This is a genomic window from Alphaproteobacteria bacterium (assembly GCA_030740435.1).
Classification (GTDB): domain Bacteria; phylum Pseudomonadota; class Alphaproteobacteria; order UBA2966; family UBA2966.
Window position 1 is genome coordinate 1 of the sequence record JASLXG010000095.1, and the last position, 16,405, is coordinate 16,405.

Annotated in this window: 18 protein-coding genes; 17 read left to right on the forward strand and 1 reads right to left on the reverse strand. The window is 68.0% G+C overall.

Going from position 1 to position 16,405, the window contains the following annotated elements; all coding sequences use genetic code 11:
• The first annotated feature begins 460 nt into the window (after positions 1 to 460).
• The 16 genes from QGG75_11110 (at position 461) to folP (ending at position 15,124) form a co-directional block, all read left to right on the forward strand.
• Complete coding sequence (locus QGG75_11110) at positions 461 to 1,051, forward strand: 5-formyltetrahydrofolate cyclo-ligase (protein ID MDP6067781.1); 591 nt, start codon at positions 461 to 463, stop codon at positions 1,049 to 1,051.
• Complete coding sequence (locus QGG75_11115) at positions 1,048 to 1,869, forward strand: TIGR00282 family metallophosphoesterase (protein ID MDP6067782.1); 822 nt, start codon at positions 1,048 to 1,050, stop codon at positions 1,867 to 1,869. Before QGG75_11110 ends, QGG75_11115 begins: the two co-directional genes overlap by 4 nt.
• 220 nt (positions 1,870 to 2,089) lie before the next feature.
• Positions 2,090 to 2,839, forward strand: a complete 750-nt coding sequence (locus QGG75_11120) for a YebC/PmpR family DNA-binding transcriptional regulator (GenBank protein MDP6067783.1) — start codon at positions 2,090 to 2,092, stop codon at positions 2,837 to 2,839.
• Positions 2,832 to 3,356 carry a crossover junction endodeoxyribonuclease RuvC gene (ruvC, locus tag QGG75_11125; protein ID MDP6067784.1) on the forward strand — a complete coding sequence of 175 codons (525 nt, stop codon included), beginning with the start codon at positions 2,832 to 2,834 and terminating at the stop codon, positions 3,354 to 3,356. The genes QGG75_11120 and ruvC overlap by 8 nt, the downstream gene beginning before the upstream one ends.
• Positions 3,353 to 3,955 (forward strand): Holliday junction branch migration protein RuvA, encoded by a 603-nt coding sequence (ruvA, locus tag QGG75_11130; GenBank protein MDP6067785.1) that lies wholly within the window; start codon positions 3,353 to 3,355, stop codon positions 3,953 to 3,955. The genes ruvC and ruvA overlap by 4 nt, the downstream gene beginning before the upstream one ends.
• Positions 3,952 to 5,001 carry a Holliday junction branch migration DNA helicase RuvB gene (gene ruvB, locus QGG75_11135; protein ID MDP6067786.1) on the forward strand — a complete coding sequence of 350 codons (1,050 nt, stop codon included), beginning with the start codon at positions 3,952 to 3,954 and terminating at the stop codon, positions 4,999 to 5,001. Before ruvA ends, ruvB begins: the two co-directional genes overlap by 4 nt.
• Entirely contained in the window at positions 4,994 to 5,434 is a 441-nt protein-coding gene (gene ybgC, locus QGG75_11140; GenBank protein MDP6067787.1) for a tol-pal system-associated acyl-CoA thioesterase, read from the forward strand. Before ruvB ends, ybgC begins: the two co-directional genes overlap by 8 nt.
• Positions 5,435 to 5,452: 18 nt before the next feature.
• Positions 5,453 to 6,184: a protein TolQ gene (gene tolQ, locus QGG75_11145; protein MDP6067788.1), complete on the forward strand. Its 732-nt coding sequence runs from the start codon at positions 5,453 to 5,455 to the stop codon at positions 6,182 to 6,184.
• Positions 6,184 to 6,651 carry a protein TolR gene (gene tolR, locus QGG75_11150; GenBank protein ID MDP6067789.1) on the forward strand — a complete coding sequence of 156 codons (468 nt, stop codon included), beginning with the start codon at positions 6,184 to 6,186 and terminating at the stop codon, positions 6,649 to 6,651. Before tolQ ends, tolR begins: the two co-directional genes overlap by 1 nt.
• 30 nt (positions 6,652 to 6,681) lie before the next feature.
• Complete coding sequence (locus QGG75_11155) at positions 6,682 to 7,539, forward strand: energy transducer TonB (GenBank protein MDP6067790.1); 858 nt, start codon at positions 6,682 to 6,684, stop codon at positions 7,537 to 7,539.
• 41 nt (positions 7,540 to 7,580) lie between these two features.
• Positions 7,581 to 8,912: a Tol-Pal system beta propeller repeat protein TolB gene (gene tolB / locus QGG75_11160; protein ID MDP6067791.1), complete on the forward strand. Its 1,332-nt coding sequence runs from the start codon at positions 7,581 to 7,583 to the stop codon at positions 8,910 to 8,912.
• 207 nt (positions 8,913 to 9,119) lie between these two features.
• Positions 9,120 to 9,668, forward strand: a complete 549-nt coding sequence (pal, locus tag QGG75_11165; GenBank protein MDP6067792.1) for a peptidoglycan-associated lipoprotein Pal — start codon at positions 9,120 to 9,122, stop codon at positions 9,666 to 9,668.
• A gap of 206 nt (positions 9,669 to 9,874) precedes the next feature.
• The gene (gene ybgF / locus QGG75_11170) at positions 9,875 to 10,867 is read left to right on the forward strand and encodes a tol-pal system protein YbgF (GenBank protein MDP6067793.1); all 993 of its coding nucleotides are present in this window, start codon (positions 9,875 to 9,877) and stop codon (positions 10,865 to 10,867) included.
• A 40-nt stretch (positions 10,868 to 10,907) separates the two neighbouring features.
• The gene (gene tilS / locus QGG75_11175; protein ID MDP6067794.1) at positions 10,908 to 12,221 is read left to right on the forward strand and encodes a tRNA lysidine(34) synthetase TilS; all 1,314 of its coding nucleotides are present in this window, start codon (positions 10,908 to 10,910) and stop codon (positions 12,219 to 12,221) included.
• Between the two features lie 120 nt (positions 12,222 to 12,341).
• Positions 12,342 to 14,279 carry an ATP-dependent zinc metalloprotease FtsH gene (gene ftsH, locus QGG75_11180; protein MDP6067795.1) on the forward strand — a complete coding sequence of 646 codons (1,938 nt, stop codon included), beginning with the start codon at positions 12,342 to 12,344 and terminating at the stop codon, positions 14,277 to 14,279.
• Positions 14,280 to 14,302: 23 nt separating this feature from the next.
• Positions 14,303 to 15,124 (forward strand): dihydropteroate synthase, encoded by an 822-nt coding sequence (folP, locus tag QGG75_11185; GenBank protein ID MDP6067796.1) that lies wholly within the window; start codon positions 14,303 to 14,305, stop codon positions 15,122 to 15,124.
• On the opposite strand, the gene QGG75_11190 is transcribed toward folP, so the two are convergent.
• The gene (locus tag QGG75_11190; protein ID MDP6067797.1) at positions 15,121 to 15,606 is read right to left on the reverse strand and encodes a DUF3592 domain-containing protein; all 486 of its coding nucleotides are present in this window, start codon (positions 15,604 to 15,606) and stop codon (positions 15,121 to 15,123) included. The genes folP and QGG75_11190 overlap by 4 nt on opposite strands.
• 68 nt (positions 15,607 to 15,674) lie before the next feature.
• Here QGG75_11190 and QGG75_11195 point away from each other — a divergent pair, with 68 nt between their 5' ends.
• Positions 15,675 to 16,106 (forward strand): hypothetical protein, encoded by a 432-nt coding sequence (locus QGG75_11195; protein MDP6067798.1) that lies wholly within the window; start codon positions 15,675 to 15,677, stop codon positions 16,104 to 16,106.
• Positions 16,107 to 16,405 lie beyond the last annotated feature (299 nt).

A 16,405-nucleotide genomic window follows, 5' to 3' on the forward strand; every position in this document is an offset into this window, starting at 1 on the left:
GAGCAACTCCACCACCCGCAGCGCACTTCATGAACCGCCGTATACGGATCCGTACGTACGGTGGTGTGGGAGGAGGGGTGCCGCAAGGCCCCCTCCTACCCGATCCGCAGGGGCGGCGGGTCGCGGTCGCTCCCGTTGCACTACGACCAAGCAGCAAAAACTACATTTGGTATCGGCGCCAAGCCGCCCCCGGAACGGGGGCGGAGGCCAAGGGCGCGGAGCGCCCGCCCGGTGAGGGGCAACAAAAAACCGCGGAGCGCCCGCCCGGTGAGGGTCCCAATAAAAGACTTCTTGGTTGTTTTCTTACGAAACGCTGACAGATAATCTAACCACCGGGCAGCCCGGCTACCGGGCTGCCCGGCGGAGCGCGCGACGGCGCGCCGCACTTGGGCGCGGAAGCCTGCGTGGCGCCTGAACGCAGGCGGGCCGAAGGCCCGCCGTACAAGGAGACAAGCGAAGCATGGCCGAGTCCCCCCCCGACAAGGCTGAACTGCGCAAGACCAGCCTGGAACACCGGATCGAGGCCCAGGCCACGGCCGGGCCGCTGGCCGGCGACTTGTTGGCCGGGCAGTTCATCGAGGCCATCGAGATGGCGCCGGGCGAGGCCGTCGCCGGCTATTGGCCGATGCGCCAGGAGATTGATCCGGTGCCGCTGATGAAGCGTCTGTTTGCTGCCGGCCAGGCAGTGGCGCTACCGATCATCGAGAAACCCGAGAAAACGCTGTCGTTTCGCGCCTGGGAGCCGGGCCAGGTGCTCGAGGAGGCCGATTTCGGCACCTCGCAGCCACCAATCGAGGCCGCGGCGCTTAACCCACGGATCCTAATGGTGCCACTGCTGGCCTTCGACGACCGCGGTTTTCGCCTGGGCTACGGCGGCGGCTACTACGACCGCACCATCGCCGCCTTGCGCCCAGCGGGCGAGTTGCTGGCCGTCGGCATCGCCTACGACGCCCAGCAGATCGAGCGCGTACCCGAAGACGAATTCGACCAGCGCCTGGACTGGGTGGTGACCGAAAACGCAGCCTGGAAATCGACCGAGGTATTTGCGTGAGGGTACTGTTTCTCGGCGATGTGGTCGGGCGTTCCGGACGCGATGCCGTCAAGGCCCACCTGCCCGACCTGAAAAGCGGGCTGGAACTCGATTTCGTGGTCGTCAACGGCGAAAACGCCGCTGGCGGCTTCGGCATAACGCGCAAGATCTGCGAGGAATTCTTCGCCCTTGGCATCGACGTCATCACCACCGGCAATCACGTCTGGGCCCAAACCGAAACGCTGGGCTTCATCGACCAGGAAAAGCGCCTGCTGAGGCCGCACAACTACCCCCCCGGCACGCCCGGCGCCGGCGCCGGCACTTTTGTTCTTGGCGACGGCCGCAAGGTCACGGTCATCAACCTTTTGGGCCGCGTCTTCATGGAGGCGCTGGACGACCCCTTCGCCGCCCTCGAAACCGAGTTGGCGACGGTACGGCTGGGCGCCGGCGCCGGCGCCGATTTCATCCTGGTCGACCTGCACTGCGAGGCGAGCAGCGAGAAGACGGCGCTGGGCTGCGTCCTCGACGGCCGCGTCAGCGCCGCCATCGGCAGCCACACCCACGTGCCCAGCGCCGACGCGCGCATCCTGCCCGGCGGCACCGCTTACCAGTCCGACGCCGGCATGTGCGGCGATTACGATTCCGTCATCGGCATGGTCAAGGACGAACCCATCCGCCGCTTCCAGCGCAAGATCCCGGGCGGCCGCTTCGCCCCGGCCCTGGGCTCGGGCACGCTCTGTGGCGTCTTCATCGAAAGCGACGATGCCACCGGTCTGGCCCGGCGCATCGCGCCGGTCAGGCTGGGCGGCCACTTACAGGCGGCGCTGCCACAAGGCTAACCCGGACTAACCAGGGCTAACCCGGGCCAACCCGCCCAAAATTCGCCACAAATGTCGCGATAATGCGCTGCCAGGTGACTGAACTTGGTTGGGTCGTGGCGGATTTGCTGCCTGTTGGCACAATATCTGGTATAACCACCAGGGGAGTTGACTAGATCAGGGACGAGAAAGGCCCTTTTCTGGTCCAGAGGTTTTTCTGTCCAGGAGAATTTTTTTTGCCATGGCGGGACATTCCCAATTCAAGAACATCATGTACCGCAAGGGCGCGCAGGATCAAAAGCGTGCCAAGCTGTTCTCCCGTTTGATCCGCGAAATCACCGTCGCCGCCAAGTCGGGCCTGCCCGATGCCGAACACAATCCTCGCCTGCGCGCCGCCGTGGCCGAGGCCAAGGCCGGCAACATGGGCAAGGAGACCATCGACCGGGCCATCAAACGCGCCGCCGGCGGGGCCGACGGCGAGACCTACGAAGAAGTGCGCTACGAGGGCTACGGCCCGGGCGGCGTGGCGGTCATCGTCGAGGCGCTGACCGACAACCGCAACCGCACCGCCTCGGAGGTACGCTCGGCCTTCGCCAAATATGGCGGCAACCTGGGCGAGACGGGCTCGGTGGGCTTCATGTTCGAGCGCATCGGCGCCATCCACTACGAAGCCGGCCAAGCCAGCCCCGACGACATGCTGGAGGCGGCCATCGAGGCCGGCGCCGAGGACTGCCTCTCGGACCCCGGCGGCCACGAGGTGAGCTGTCCGCCCGATGATTTCCATACCGTGCGCGAGGCTCTGGAGGCCCAACTCGGCCCGGCCCAGCACGCCGGCCTGACTTGGAAACCGCAGACCACGGTGAGCCTCGACGAAAACACCGCGACCACCTTGTTCAAGCTCCTGGAGGCGCTGGACGACAGCGACGACGTGCAGCGCGTGGCCTCCAACTTCGAGGTTTCGGACGAAATCATGGAAAAGCTCAGTGCCTGACAGCGAATTACGCATCCTCGGCCTCGACCCCGGCCTCCGGTGCACCGGCTGGGGCCTGATCGCGGCGCGGGGCAACCGCCTCGGCCACCTGGCCCACGGTGTCGTGACCTCGGAGGCGGAGGCCGGGCTGGCCCAGCGGCTGTGCCAGCTGCATCGCGGCCTGGCCCGGGTCATCGCCGAGCATGGCCCCGACGAGGCGGCCGTCGAGGAGACCTTCGTCAACCGCAACCCGGCGTCGACGCTGAAGCTCGGCCAGGCCCGCGGCGCCGTGCTGCTGGCGCCGGCCCTGGCCGGCCTGCCGGTAGCCGAATACGGCGCCAACCACGTCAAGAAATCGGTGGTCGGCGCCGGCCATGCCGACAAGCACCAGATCCGCGCCATGGTGGCGCTCTTGCTGCCGGGCTCCCGGGTCGGCAACGCCGATGCCGCCGATGCCCTGGCGGTGGCCATCTGCCACGCCCACCACGCCACCCGGGCCGGCGGTTTCGTGGCCCCAACGTCCCGCCAAGCCTCATGATCGCGCGCCTCAAGGGACTGCTGGAAAGCCAGGCCGAGGACGGCCTGGTCATCGATGTCGGCGGCGTCGGTTACCAGGTTTTCTGTTCGGCCGCCACACTGCGCCGCCTGCCCCGGCCGGGCGAAGCGCTGGTGCTGGAGATCGAGACCCACGTGCGCGAGGACCACATCCACCTCTACGGCTTTACCGATACGGGCGAGCGCGAGTGGTTCCGCACCTTGCAGACCGTCCAGGGCGTTGGCGCGCGCCTGGCGCTGGGCATTCTCTCGGCGCTGACACCGGCCGAACTGGGTCAGGCCGTGGCGGCCCAGGACCACGCCGCTTTGACCCGGGCCAACGGCGTCGGCGCCAAGCTCGGCAAACGCATCGTGGCTGAGCTTCGCGACCGCGTGCCGGCCGCCGCCATGGGCCTGACGGCAACGCCCGGGGCCGCCACGGCGGCCGGCGGTTCCGCCGCCGATGCCGTATCGGCGCTGGTCAACCTGGGTTACGGCCGCTCCGAAGCCTTCGCCGCGGTGGCGGCGGCGGCGGCGGAGCTGGGCGCCGAGCCCGAAGCGGGCGAGTTGATCAAGGCCGGCCTCAAGGAGCTGGCGCCATGAACGAACGTTTGGTCACGGCCGAGCTCAGTGAGCCAGATAGCGGCGAGGGCACGCTGAGGCCCGAGACGCTCTCCGACTTCATCGGCCAGCCCGAGCTCCGGCGCAATCTCGGCGTCTTCATCACCGCCGCCCGGGCCCGCGGCGAGGCCCTCGACCACGCCCTTTTCGTGGGGCCGCCGGGCCTGGGCAAGACGACCCTGGCCCAGATCGTGGCCCGCGAGCTGGGGGTGGGATTTCGCGCCACCTCGGGGCCGGTGATCGCCCGGGCCGGCGACCTGGCGGCGCTGCTTACCAACCTGGAGTCGCGCGACGTCTTGTTCATCGACGAGATCCACCGCCTCAGCCCGGCCGTCGAGGAGATCCTCTATCCCGCCATGGAGGACTTCCACCTCGACCTGATCATCGGCGAGGGCCCGGCGGCGCGCTCGGTACGCATCGATCTGCAGCCTTTCACCCTGGTCGCCGCCACCACGCGCTCGGGCCTCATCACCAAGCCGCTCCTGGACCGTTTCGGGGTCCATGCCCGCTTGGAATTCTATGCCGAGGCCGACCTGGCGGCCATCGTCGAGCGGGCCGCCCGGGTGCTGGGCCTGGCGCTCACGCCCGACGGCGCCATCGAGATCGCGCGCCGCGCCCGCGGCACGCCCAGGGTGGCCGGCCGGCTGCTGCGCCGCGTGCGCGATTTCGCCGCTGTCGACGGCGAGGCCGCCATCGACGCCCGGGTGGCCGACCGGGCGCTGGGCCGACTGGCCGTCGACGGCCGCGGCCTCGATGCCCTGGACCGGCGATACCTGGGCCTGATCGCCGAGAGTTTCGGCGGCGGCCCGGTCGGCGTCGAGACCATGGCGGCGGCCCTGAGCGAGCCCCGCGACACCATCGAGGACGTTATCGAGCCCTTCCTCATCCAGCAGGGCCTGGTCAGCCGCACGCCGCGCGGCCGCATGCTGTCGCCCCAGGCGTTCGCCCACCTCGGCCTGGCGGTGCCCGCCCCGACCGACGGCCAACTCGAACTGCCGGCCGGCGAGAGGAACGATGCCGATGCCTGAGCACGAAAGCGAAATTGGCGGCCGCTTCGAGGCCGGCGGCCACGTGCTGGCGCTCAGGGTCTATTGGGAAGACACCGACGCCGCCGGCATCGTCTATTACGCCAACTACCTCAAGTTCATCGAGCGCGGACGTTCGGACCTGCTGCGCCTCCTGGGCATCGACCAGGCGGCGCTCTATCGCGAATCCGGCGTCGCCTTTGCCGTCAGGCGCTGCGAGATCGATTACCTCAAGCCGGCCCGGCTCGACGACCGGCTGGAAGTGAGGAGCCGCCTGGTGGAAGTGCGCGGGGCTTCCGTGCGCGCCGAACAGGTGGTCTGGCGGGCCGGAACCGAGCTGATGCGGGCCCAGGTCCGCCTGGGCTGCATCGATCCCACGGGCCGGGCTCGCCGCCTGCCGCCTCCGGTACGTGCCGCCCTTGCCGCAACCCTCTGACTGTCGGGATTTCGTTTCATGGAGCAACAAGCCGTCGATGCCGCCCTGCTTGCCGGATCGGTGGCCGCCAGCGACCTCTCGCTGATCGGCCTTTTCTTCCGCGCCGACATCGTGGTCAAGATCGTGCTGGCGGTCCTGGTGCTGGCCTCGTTCTGGTGCTGGGCCATCATCGTCGAAAAGATCGTGCGCATCCGCCGCCTGGACAGCCAGGCCGAGGAGTTCGAGGAGGCCTTCTGGTCGGGCGGATCACTAGAGGAGCTTTACGACCGCATCGAGCCGGTGGCCGACCACCCCATGGCGCTGCTGTTTTCGGCCGCCATGCGCGAGTGGCGGCGCTCGACGGCGCGCAGCCCGAGCGGCAGCGACAAGTTGCACGCCAGCATCCAGGAACGCATCGGCCAGGTCATGCAGCTCACCATGACGCGCCAGATGGTGCATCTGGAGAAGTACCTGGGATTCCTTGCCACGGTCGGCTCTACGGCACCCTTCGTGGGGCTGTTTGGCACCGTTTGGGGCATCATGAACAGCTTCCAGGCCATCGCGCTGACCAAGAACACCAGCCTGGCCGTGGTCGCCCCGGGCATCGCCGAGGCGCTCTTTGCCACAGCGCTGGGGCTGGTGGCGGCGATCCCGGCGGTGGTGGCCTACAACAAGTTCTCCTCCGACATCGGCCGCTACGGCAACCGCCTCGAGACCTTCGCCACCGAGTTCTCGGCCATCCTCTCGCGTCAGCTCGAGGAGCGCGACTGATGGCCCCCGGCTTCATCCGCGGCCCGGGTCCCAGGCGCCGCGCCGGGCGCGATTTCAAGGCCATGAGCGAGATCAACGTCACCCCCTTCGTCGACGTCATGCTGGTGCTGCTGGTGGTCTTCATGGTGACGGCGCCGCTGCTCACCGTCGGTGTGCCGGTGGAACTGCCGCGCACCAAGGCCGGCGTGCTGCCGGGCCAGGACGAGCCGTTGGCCGTCAGCGTCGACGCCGAGGGCCGGGTCTGGCTGCAGGAGACCGAGGTCGAACCCGATCAGTTGGTGCCCCGCTTGCGCGCCATCGCCGGCAACAAGCCCGAGACCCGCATCTTCGTGCGCGGCGACCGCTCCGTCTCGTATGGCCGCGTGCTCGAGGTCATGGGCACCATCAACGAGGCCGGTTTCCGCCGCGTCGCCCTGGTCACGCGGCGGTCGGCCAACAGCGCCGGCACCGCCGGGCGGCAAAAGTGAGCGGTGCGCTTCGGCGTTCCCATATCGGCGATGCTGCACGCAGCCGCCCTGGTGCTGGCCTATACCGGTCTGCCCGACTGGATGCTGCCCGAGGCCGTGATTATCGAGACGCCGGTGGTGGTGGAACTGGTGGCCATCGAGGAGGAAACCCGGGCGGCGCCGTTGGTGCAAAAGCCGGAGCCCGAGCCGGAACCAAAACCGGAGCCCGAGGCCAAGCTCGAGGAGCCCGAACCGGTACCGGAACCGGAACCCGAACCGGAGCCCGAACCGGAACCCAAACCGGAACCCGAACCGGAACCCGAACCCGAACCCAAAGCCGAACCCAAAGCCGAACCCAAACCCGAGCCCAAGCCGCAACCCAAGGCCTTGCCCGAGCCCAAGCCACGGCCCAAGGCAGTGGCCCGGGCGCTGCCGCGGCAAAAACCAAAACGCAAGCCGCGCTTCGATCCTCAGCGCATCGCCGCACTCTTGGACAAGAAGCGCGAGGAACAGATGGAGCAACGCCCCAAGCCCGAGCCCGCCAAGCGGGCGGTGGCGGCGGTCTCGGCCCGGCGCGCCAAGTCGCGGCTGTTTCAGCGCCTGACGCTGTCGCAAATCGATTACGTCAAGACCAAGATGCAGAAATGTTGGAGCGTGCCGGCGGGCGCTCGCGATGCCAAAGACCTTGTGGTAATCGTCCGCATATCGTTGACTCCCGATGGCGGCCTGCGGGGGGCACCGGAATTGGTCAACACCGAGCGCCTGGGCGAGGAGTACTTCAGGGTGGCGGCCGAAAGCGCCTTGCGCGCCATCCGCCGTTGCGCACCTTACGAGTTGCCACAGGCGAGCTATGAGCAGTGGCGGGAGATGGAATTGAAATTCGATCCGCGGGAGATGTTCAGGGGATGATAAGTACCCACTTGCGCTGGCAAAGAGGGGTGCTGGCCCCAATGGTGCTGTTCGGCCTGGTGCTGCTCGGCCTCGTGCTTGGGGCCCGGCCGGCGGCGGCGCTGCTTAAGATCGACATCACCCAAGGCAACGTCGACCCCTTGCCGCTGGCGGTCAGCGAGTTCGATGCCGCCGACGCCGAGACCCGGCGCCTGGGCCGCGGCATCGCCGACGTCATCAGCGCCGATCTCGAGCGTTCGGGGCTCTTCAAGCCCATCGACCGCAGCGCCTTCATCCAGTCGCCGGCCGCCATGCGGGTGCAGCCGCGCTTCGGCGACTGGCGCATCATCAACGCCCAGGCGCTGGTCACCGGAAATGCCAAGCTGGGCCCGGACGGCAAGCTGCGGGCCGAGTTCCGGCTCTGGGACGTCTTCGCCGAACAGCAGATGACGGGGCTGGTCTACACCACGGCCAAGGACAACTGGCGGCGCATCGCCCACCTCATCGCCGACACCATCTACAAGCGCCTGACCGGCGAGGATGGCTATTTCGACACCCGCATCGTCTACGTTGCCGAACGCGGGCCCAAGACCAAGCGGGTCAAGCGCCTCGGCATCATGGACCAGGACGGCTACAACAACCGCTACCTGACCGACGGCAGCCACCTGGTGCTGACGCCGCGGTTTTCGCCGACGGCACAGGAGATCACCTATCTCTCGTACTTCCACAAGACGCCGCGGGTCTACATCTACAACATCGACAGCGGCCAGCAGGAAGTGCTGGGCGACTTCCCCGGCATGACCTTCGCGCCGCGCTTCTCCCCCGACGGCAACAAAGTGATCATGAGCCTGTTCACGGCCGACGGCGACAATGCCGAGATCTACAGCATGGACTTGCGCACCCGCAATATCGTCCAGTTGACCAACAATCCGGCCATCGACACTTCGCCCTCCTTCGCCCCCGACGGCAATCGCATCACCTTCAATTCCGACCGCGGCGGCTCGCAGCAGATCTACGTCATGGATGCCGACGGCTCGAAGGTGCGCCGCGTCAGCTTCGGCGACGGGCGTTACGCCACGCCGGTATGGTCGCCGCGCGGCGATCTCATCGCCTTCACCAAGATGCGGCGCGGGCGCTTCTACATCGGCGTCATGGGCACCGACGGCGGCGGCGAACGGCTGCTCACCGAAAGCTTCCTCGACGAGGGCCCGACCTGGGCCCCCAATGGCCGCGTTCTCATGTTCTTTCGCCAAACCCGCACCCGGGCTGACGGCACAGGTGGAGGGAACCGGCTGTGGTCGGTCGATCTGACGGGACGCAACCTGCGGCGTGTGGTGACGCCCCAGGATGCCTCCGATCCGGCCTGGTCACCGCTTATTAGTCGTTCGCCTTGATTAGCTTGGCGCTGGACATTATGTTACGCCCGCGTTTTAATTGCCAAAATCGGCTTGACGCTTTGATTTAACTAGTCTTTGTTGACCAGAATAGTGGGGTTTGGGGGGCTAGTGCGGGGCTATTGCCGATTAAATGCGCCGCCTCCCAGCGAACGCACGCACCAGCGGGCGCACGCGGCGGATGCGCGCAATAGAAGGGATTTCTCGATGCGGTTCAAGTTGTTCGGCACTTTCGCGGCCCTCCTCCTCGTCGCCGCCTGTGCGACGCCCGCGGAGGAGAGCAAGGATTCTTCAGGCTCCGGTGCCTCGAGCTCTAGTTCGACCACCCAGAGCCAGGCCAGCACGGCGCCGGCACCGGCGCCCAAACCAGTGGCCTCGGTGCAGCCCAAGGGACCGGCGCCGGGTTCCTACGAGGACTTGGTGGCCAACGTCGGCGATCGCGTCTTCTTCGACTACGACAAGTACGACCTCGTTGCCCAGGCCCAGTCGACGCTCAGGCGCCAGGCCGCCTGGATGAAAAAGTTCGCCAACGTCACCCTCACCGTCGAGGGTCATTGCGACGAACGCGGCACCCGTGAGTACAACCTGGCGCTGGGCCAGCGCCGGGCGGCCGCGGTCAAGGAATACCTGGTGGCCTTGGGCGTCGACGCCAACCGTGTGGCTACCATCTCCTATGGCAAGGAACGGCCCGAGGTTGGTGGCTCGAACGAGGCCGCCTGGCGGCAGAACCGGCGCGGCGTGACCACGGTCAACTGAGGCGATTTACAGCAAACTTGAAATGCGCTAGCGGGCCACCCGCGCCCCTGAGGGGCGCGGGTGTTCTTTTTCGCCCCCCGGCACCTTATTATCGCCGCATTCCTGAGGCCCAATCGCCAAGCTGGGAATATCCCTACAAAAGGCGGCAAAGTGAGGCAGGCATGACAGGGTCGCGAGCGGCATCGGTGGCGAATTTCCTGAGGCCAATGTTCGGCTTGCTGCTGACCGGGCTGGTGCTGGGAACAGCGCTGCCGAGCCGGGCGCAGCAGGCCGATAGCGCACCTTTACTGCAACGCATCGAGCGCCTGGAGGCCGAGTTCAACGACCTCAGGGCCTTCCTGCATCGCGGCGAAGGCAGCCTGCCCAAGCCGCTGCCGGGCCAGAGCCAAGCCCCGGCCACGGCCGCCGCGACCAGCGAGAACCAGGAACGTGCCGCCCAGATGCAGCTCAAGATCACCGCGCTGGAACAGGAAATTCGCCGCCTGACCGGTGATATCGAGCGCGTCGTCCATCTTTCCGAACAGGCCCAGCAACGCCTCGACAAGCTGGTCGAGGATGTCGACTTCCGCCTTACCACGCTAGAGCGCGCCCTGGCCTCGGGCGCCACCGCGGGCCCTTTGGCCTCGGGCACCCCGGGCACTCCGGGCTCGCCGGCAAGCCCCGGGGCGGCTGCCGGCAGCGCCAACCAACGCGTCATCGAGCAGGCGCCCGAAGGCACCAAAGTGCTGGGCGCGCTGCCACTGGGCCGGGCGCCGGTGGCACGGGAGGTGCCGACCGAGCCCGAGAAGCCCAAGGGCATCCTGCCCGAGGGCAGCCCGGCGGAGCGTTACAAGTTCGCCTTCGGGGCGATACGCCGCCTGGACCTCCCCCGCGCCGAACAGGGCTTTCGCGAGTTCATCGCGGCCCACGGCGACGATCCGCTGGCCGAGAATGCGCACTATTGGCTGGGCGAAACCTTCTACGTGCGCGGCGATTACGTCGAGGCGGCCAAGGTCTTTAACGAGGGCTACCAGCGCGCTCCCGAGGGCAAGAAAGCCCCTGACAACCTGCTCAAGCTGGCCATGTCGCTGGGCCGCTTGGGGCAAACGGACGACGCCTGCGCCGCCTTCGAGGAGCTTTTCGAGAAACTCGCCGACCGCACCGCCCAGCCGCTGCTCGATCGCGCCGCCAAGGAGCGCACCCGCGCCGGCTGCCAATAGGGGGAGCGGGTGGCCGGGCCTTTTTTTTTGGAGCCAGAGCGTGAGCCGGAAGCCCCGCAATTCCAAGTCGGCGGTCGCGGCGCTCGGCGCCCACGAGTTCGGCCGCCTGATGGCGGCGCTGGGCGCCACCAAGTGGTCGTCGTTTGCCGTCGCCGTCTCGGGCGGGCCCGACAGCTTGGCGCTATGTCTGCTGGCGGCCGCCTGGTGCCACCGCCGCCGACGTGAGCTGCTCGCTCTGACGGTCGATCACGACCTGCGTCCGGAAGCCGCGGCCGAGGCCCGCCAGGTGGCGGCCTGGCTGGCCGGGCACGGCATCCGCCACCGGGTGCTGCGCTGGCGCGGCGCCAAACCCAAAGGCGGTCTGCCGGCAGCCGCCCGCGAGGCCCGCTACAGCTTGTTGTTGGGCTGCTGCCGGCGCCGGGGCATTGCCGCATTGCTGCTCGGCCACCAGCTCGAGGACCAGGCCGAGACGCTGTTGCTGAGGTTGGGCCGGGGCAGCGGCGTCGATGGTCTGGCCGCCATGGCGCCGGCCAGCGAGCGCGACGGCATGGTGCTGCTGAGGCCGCTGCTCGGCATCCCCCGGGCGCGCCTGATCGCCACCCTGGAGGCGCGCCGCCAGCCCTGGCTCGAGGATCCCAGCAATCGAGACCCGAGCTTCGCCCGCAGCCGGCTCAGGCAGGCCCTGGCGGCGCTCGGGGACGAAGCCGCCCAAAGCCGCCGACTGGCCGCCACGGCGGCCAGTCTTCGGCGCGCCCGGCTGGCCCTGGAGGCCGCCACGGGCGAGCTTCTGCGCCGCGCCGCGCTGCTCGACGAGGCCGGCGGCTGCCGCCTCGAGGCCGGGCTGCTGACCGCCGCCCCCGAGGAGATCGGCCTGCGCGCTCTGGCGCGGGTTTTGATGTGCGTCGGTGGCCGCGTCTATCCGCCGCGCCTGGCCCACCTGGAGCGGGCCTTGGCCGGGCTCGGGCAGGGCCGCACGCTGGCCGGCTGCCGTTTGCTGCCGGGCGCTGCCGGGCTGCTGGTGGTGCGCGAGGCGGCGCGGGCCGAGGCCGTCGAGTTGAAGCCCGGCCGCGAGATCCTGTGGGACGGCCGCTTTCGCCTGCGTTTGGCTTCGGCACCTGCGGGGCCCTATCGGGCGACGGCGCTGGGCAGCGTCGGCTGGCGGACGCTACGCCAAGCCGAGCCCCGGTTTTCCAGCCCCCACCCGGCCCCGGTCCGGGCCGCCCTGCCGGCGCTGTGGCGGGGGAAAAGACTGTTGGCGGTGCCCGGGCTCGGCTATCGGGCTGCGAAAATGCCTGCCCTGCGGGCGGTTTTTGCCCCGCAGACGCCACTTATTCCGTCGCCGCCTGTTGTTTGACGCCCTTCACAACCTACCTATTGGGGTGCTACGGTTCCCGTCTCTCGGGGCAAATGCTATGATCAGTGACGCGGCGGCCGCAGGAATGGTCTGCGACGCGCCTGGCGCAGGAGTGAAGGTTTGAACAATTTCGGCAAGAACCTGGCGCTTTGGGTCATCATCGGCTTGCTGGTGATCGCGGTTTTCAATGTCTTCCAGACACCGACCACGCGCGGGCCGGTAACCAACCTCGCCTTCTCCGATTTCCTGGCCGAGGTTCAGGCCGGCCAGGTGGCCGACGTCACCATCCAGGGGAATTCCATCCAGGGCCACTACGGCGACGGCCGGGCCTTCACCACCTACGCCCCCAACGACCCCACGCTGGTTACCCGCCTGGGCGATGCCGGCGTGCGCATCAGTGCCGCACCGACCGACGACAACGTGCCCTCGCTGCTGGGCATTCTGGTCTCCTGGTTCCCCATGCTGCTGCTGATCGGGGTGTGGATCTTCTTCATGCGCCAGATGCAATCGGGCGGCGGCAAGGCCATGGGCTTCGGCAAGTCCAAGGCGCGGCTGCTGACCGAACGCCAGGGCCGCATCACTTTCGACGAGGTGGCCGGCGTCGACGAGGCCAAGGAGGAACTCGAGGAGATCGTCGAGTTCCTCAAGGATCCGCAGAAATTCCAGCGCCTGGGCGGCAAGATCCCCAAAGGCGCGTTGCTGGTGGGGCCGCCGGGCACCGGCAAGACGCTCTTGGCCCGGGCCATCGCCGGCGAGGCCAACGTGCCCTTCTTCACCATCTCGGGCTCCGACTTTGTCGAGATGTTCGTCGGCGTCGGCGCCAGCCGGGTGCGCGACATGTTCGACCAGGGCAAGAAGAACGCGCCCTGTATCATCTTCATCGACGAGATCGACGCCGTCGGCCGCCACCGCGGCGCCGGCCTGGGCGGCGGCAACGACGAACGCGAACAGACGCTGAACCAGTTGCTGGTCGAGATGGACGGCTTCGAGACCAACGAAGGCGTGATCTTGATTGCCGCGACCAACCGCCCCGACGTGCTTGACCCGGCGCTCTTGCGCCCGGGCCGCTTCGACCGCCAGGTGGTGGTGCCCAACCCCGATATCCTGGGCCGCGAAAAGATCCTCAAGGTGCACATGCGCAAGGTGCCGCTGGCGCCCGATGTCAACAGCCGCACCATCGCTCGCGGCACGCCGGGCTTTTCCGGCGCCGATCTTGCCAACCTGGTCAACGAGGCGGCGTTGCTGGCGGCGCGCAAGGGCCGGCGCGTGGTCACCATGGAGGAATTCGAGGAATCCAAGGACAAGGTCATGATGGGCGCCGAGCGCCGCTCCATGGTGATGAGCGACGAGGAGAAGAAGCTCACCGCCTATCACGAATCGGGCCACGCCGTGGTGGCGGCGCGTTGCGAAGCCTCGGATCCCATCCACAAGGCCACCATCATTCCCCGCGGCCGGGCCCTGGGCATGGTGCAGCGCCTGCCGGAGCGCGACCGTCTCTCGGTCAGCCGCGAGAAGATGCTGGCCGACATCACCGTGGCCATGGGCGGGCGCATCGCCGAGGAACACGTTTTCGGCCACGACAAGGTAACCTCCGGCGCGTCGCAAGACATCGAGGTGGCCACCCATTTCGCCCGCGAGATGGTGACCCGCTACGGCATGTCGGAGGAGCTCGGGCCGCTGACCTACGCCGAGAACCAGGAAGAGGTCTTCCTCGGCCACTCGGTGTCGCGCACCCAGAACATCTCGGAAAAGACCTCCGAGACCATCGACGCCGAGATCCGCCGCATCGTCGACGAATGCTATGCCCGGGCCGAGGACATCCTGACCAGCGAGATGGACAAGCTGCACAAGGTGGCCGGGGCGCTCTTGGAATACGAGACCCTGACCGGCGACGAGATCAACCAGATCATGGCCGGCCACGACATCGAACGCCAGAAGCCCAGCGAAACCCCCGAAGACCACACCCCGCCCTCGGCGGTACCGGCCGCCGGCGGCCCCGGCGGCAAAGCGCCCAATGCCAAGCCGGGCTTCGGCCCCGAGCCCCAACCCGAGAGCTAGCCCCACAGGGGCTGATTCGATTCATGGCCGGCGCTGAGTTTCCGCCGCTGGCCGGGGTTGCGCTTGACCGTCCCCGCTTGATGGGGGTCGTCAACGTTACCCCCGACAGCTTCCACGATGGCGGCCGCTATGTGGCCAGCGAGGCCGCCATGGCAAAGGCTCGGCGGTTGGCCGCCGAGGGCGCCGACTTCATCGACATCGGCGGCGAATCGAGCCGCCCGGGCGGCCAGGCGGTGACGCTCGAGCAAGAGCTCGACCGCATCGTCCCGGTCTTCGAGGGACTGGCCGACCTGGGCGTTCCGTTATCCATAGACAGCCGCCGGGCCCCGGTCATGGCGGCGGCGCTGGAGCGCGGTGCGGCGATCGTCAACGACATCAGCGCGCTGGCCGACGAGGCGGCGCTCGAGCTCATGGCCGGCAGCGACGTCCCGATAATCCTCATGCACTGCCCCCCCGACTTCGCCGCCATGCACGCCGGGCAGGATTATCAGGATATCGGCGCCGAGCTGGCAGCCTGGCTTGCCGTGCGTATCGCACGCTGCGAGGCCGCCGGCATCGCGCGCGCGCGTCTGGTCGTCGACCCCGGCATAGGTTTCGCCAAGAACGCCGCCCAAAGCGCCGCCGCGCTCAGCGACGTGGCGCGCTTGCACGAACTGGGCTGCCCGGTCCTGGTCGGCGCCTCGCGCAAGAGCTTCATCGGCCACCTGGCGGATGTCTGCGAAACGGCGGACCGCCTGCCCGGCTCGCTGGCCGCGGCGCTCTGGGCCGTGAGCCAGGGGGTTCACGTGCTGCGCGTCCACGACGTGGCGGAGACCAGGCAGGCACTGGAGATTTGGCCGGGCTAATCCCCCCGGCGGCGCCAAAAGCCAAAGCCTCCGGCCAGCAGCAGCGCCAGGCCGCCCACCAGCGGCACCGCGGCGTGGGGCGTCAGGCCGGGCTCCAGGATGGCGTTGGCGGGATCATCGGGATCAAAGGCGACGGCGACCTTTTGGCCGGACTTGTAGTGCGCCAGCATCCAGCGCCACTCGCCCTCGGGGCTGAGTGCTCGGCCGGTGATGGCGGTGGACTCGAGGGAGATCTCGTAGCTCTCGCCCGCCACTTGGTATGCCACGACGATGCTGGCGCTTTTCGCGGTGGCGCCCATGCCGGCGATACGTCCTTCTGCCGTCGGCCAGGCTTGGCTCGCCAGCGCCTGGCCGATGCGCCAGAGCGCGATTGCCGTCAGGCCGAAACCAATGAGCAAAAAGATCACCAGCATGGGCCGGCTGATCAGCCGCAGGAATTGCGGCGGCGGTGCCTCGGGCAGCTTTTCGGTAGGTTCCGTCATGGCGCCATGGTTGCCCCGGAGCGGTCGGGATGGCAAGGTCGGACGGCAGCTAGCGACGGGAGAGGATCATGAAACACATAGCTCTGGCGCTGGTGCTCTGGCTATTCGCGGCCACCGGCCTCGCCGGCCCCGCCGCGGCCCAGCAGGCGGCCGAGCCGCGGGCCTGGACGGAGAGGCTGCTGGGGCTGCTGGTGACGGCCGGGCCGGCCGCCGCCCACAACCTGATCGCTCGGGAATCCCTGTTCGCCCAGCGCAATGGCGCCGCCATTAAATCCCTGCTCCAGCCCATGCTGAAGACCGAAGCCGCTTACGGCCCGGCCCAGGAGTTCGAACTGGTGGCGGAGAAGCCCTTGGGAACCTCGGTGGTTCTGCTCAGCTACATCGTGCGCCACGACACCCGGCCGCTGGTCTGGGAGTTCGACTTCTACCGCCGCAACCAGGGCTGGGACCTGATTTCCTTCCGCTTCGCCGACAACCTGGCCAGGCTGCCGCGGCGTTAGTGCCGCCGCCGTGAGCGTAGTTTTGTAGCCCCTCACCGGGCGGGCGCATCCGCGCCCTTGGCCTCCGCCCCCCATGCGGCTAAGGGATGCACACATCGAGTAGTTGACGTTCCGGTCATGCCCGGCACCGGCTGGGCTGTGGAAAAGCCTTGTAGATTGACCACAGAGATGGGGTAATCGGCGCTGAGGGTGGCTACTCTCCGAGCTTTTGGAACGTGGTCTGGATGTTCCAGCCACAAGAAGCGTTAAGGAGAGCAGCCATGAAGTACTATGCCGGATTGGACGTTTCGTTGAAAGAG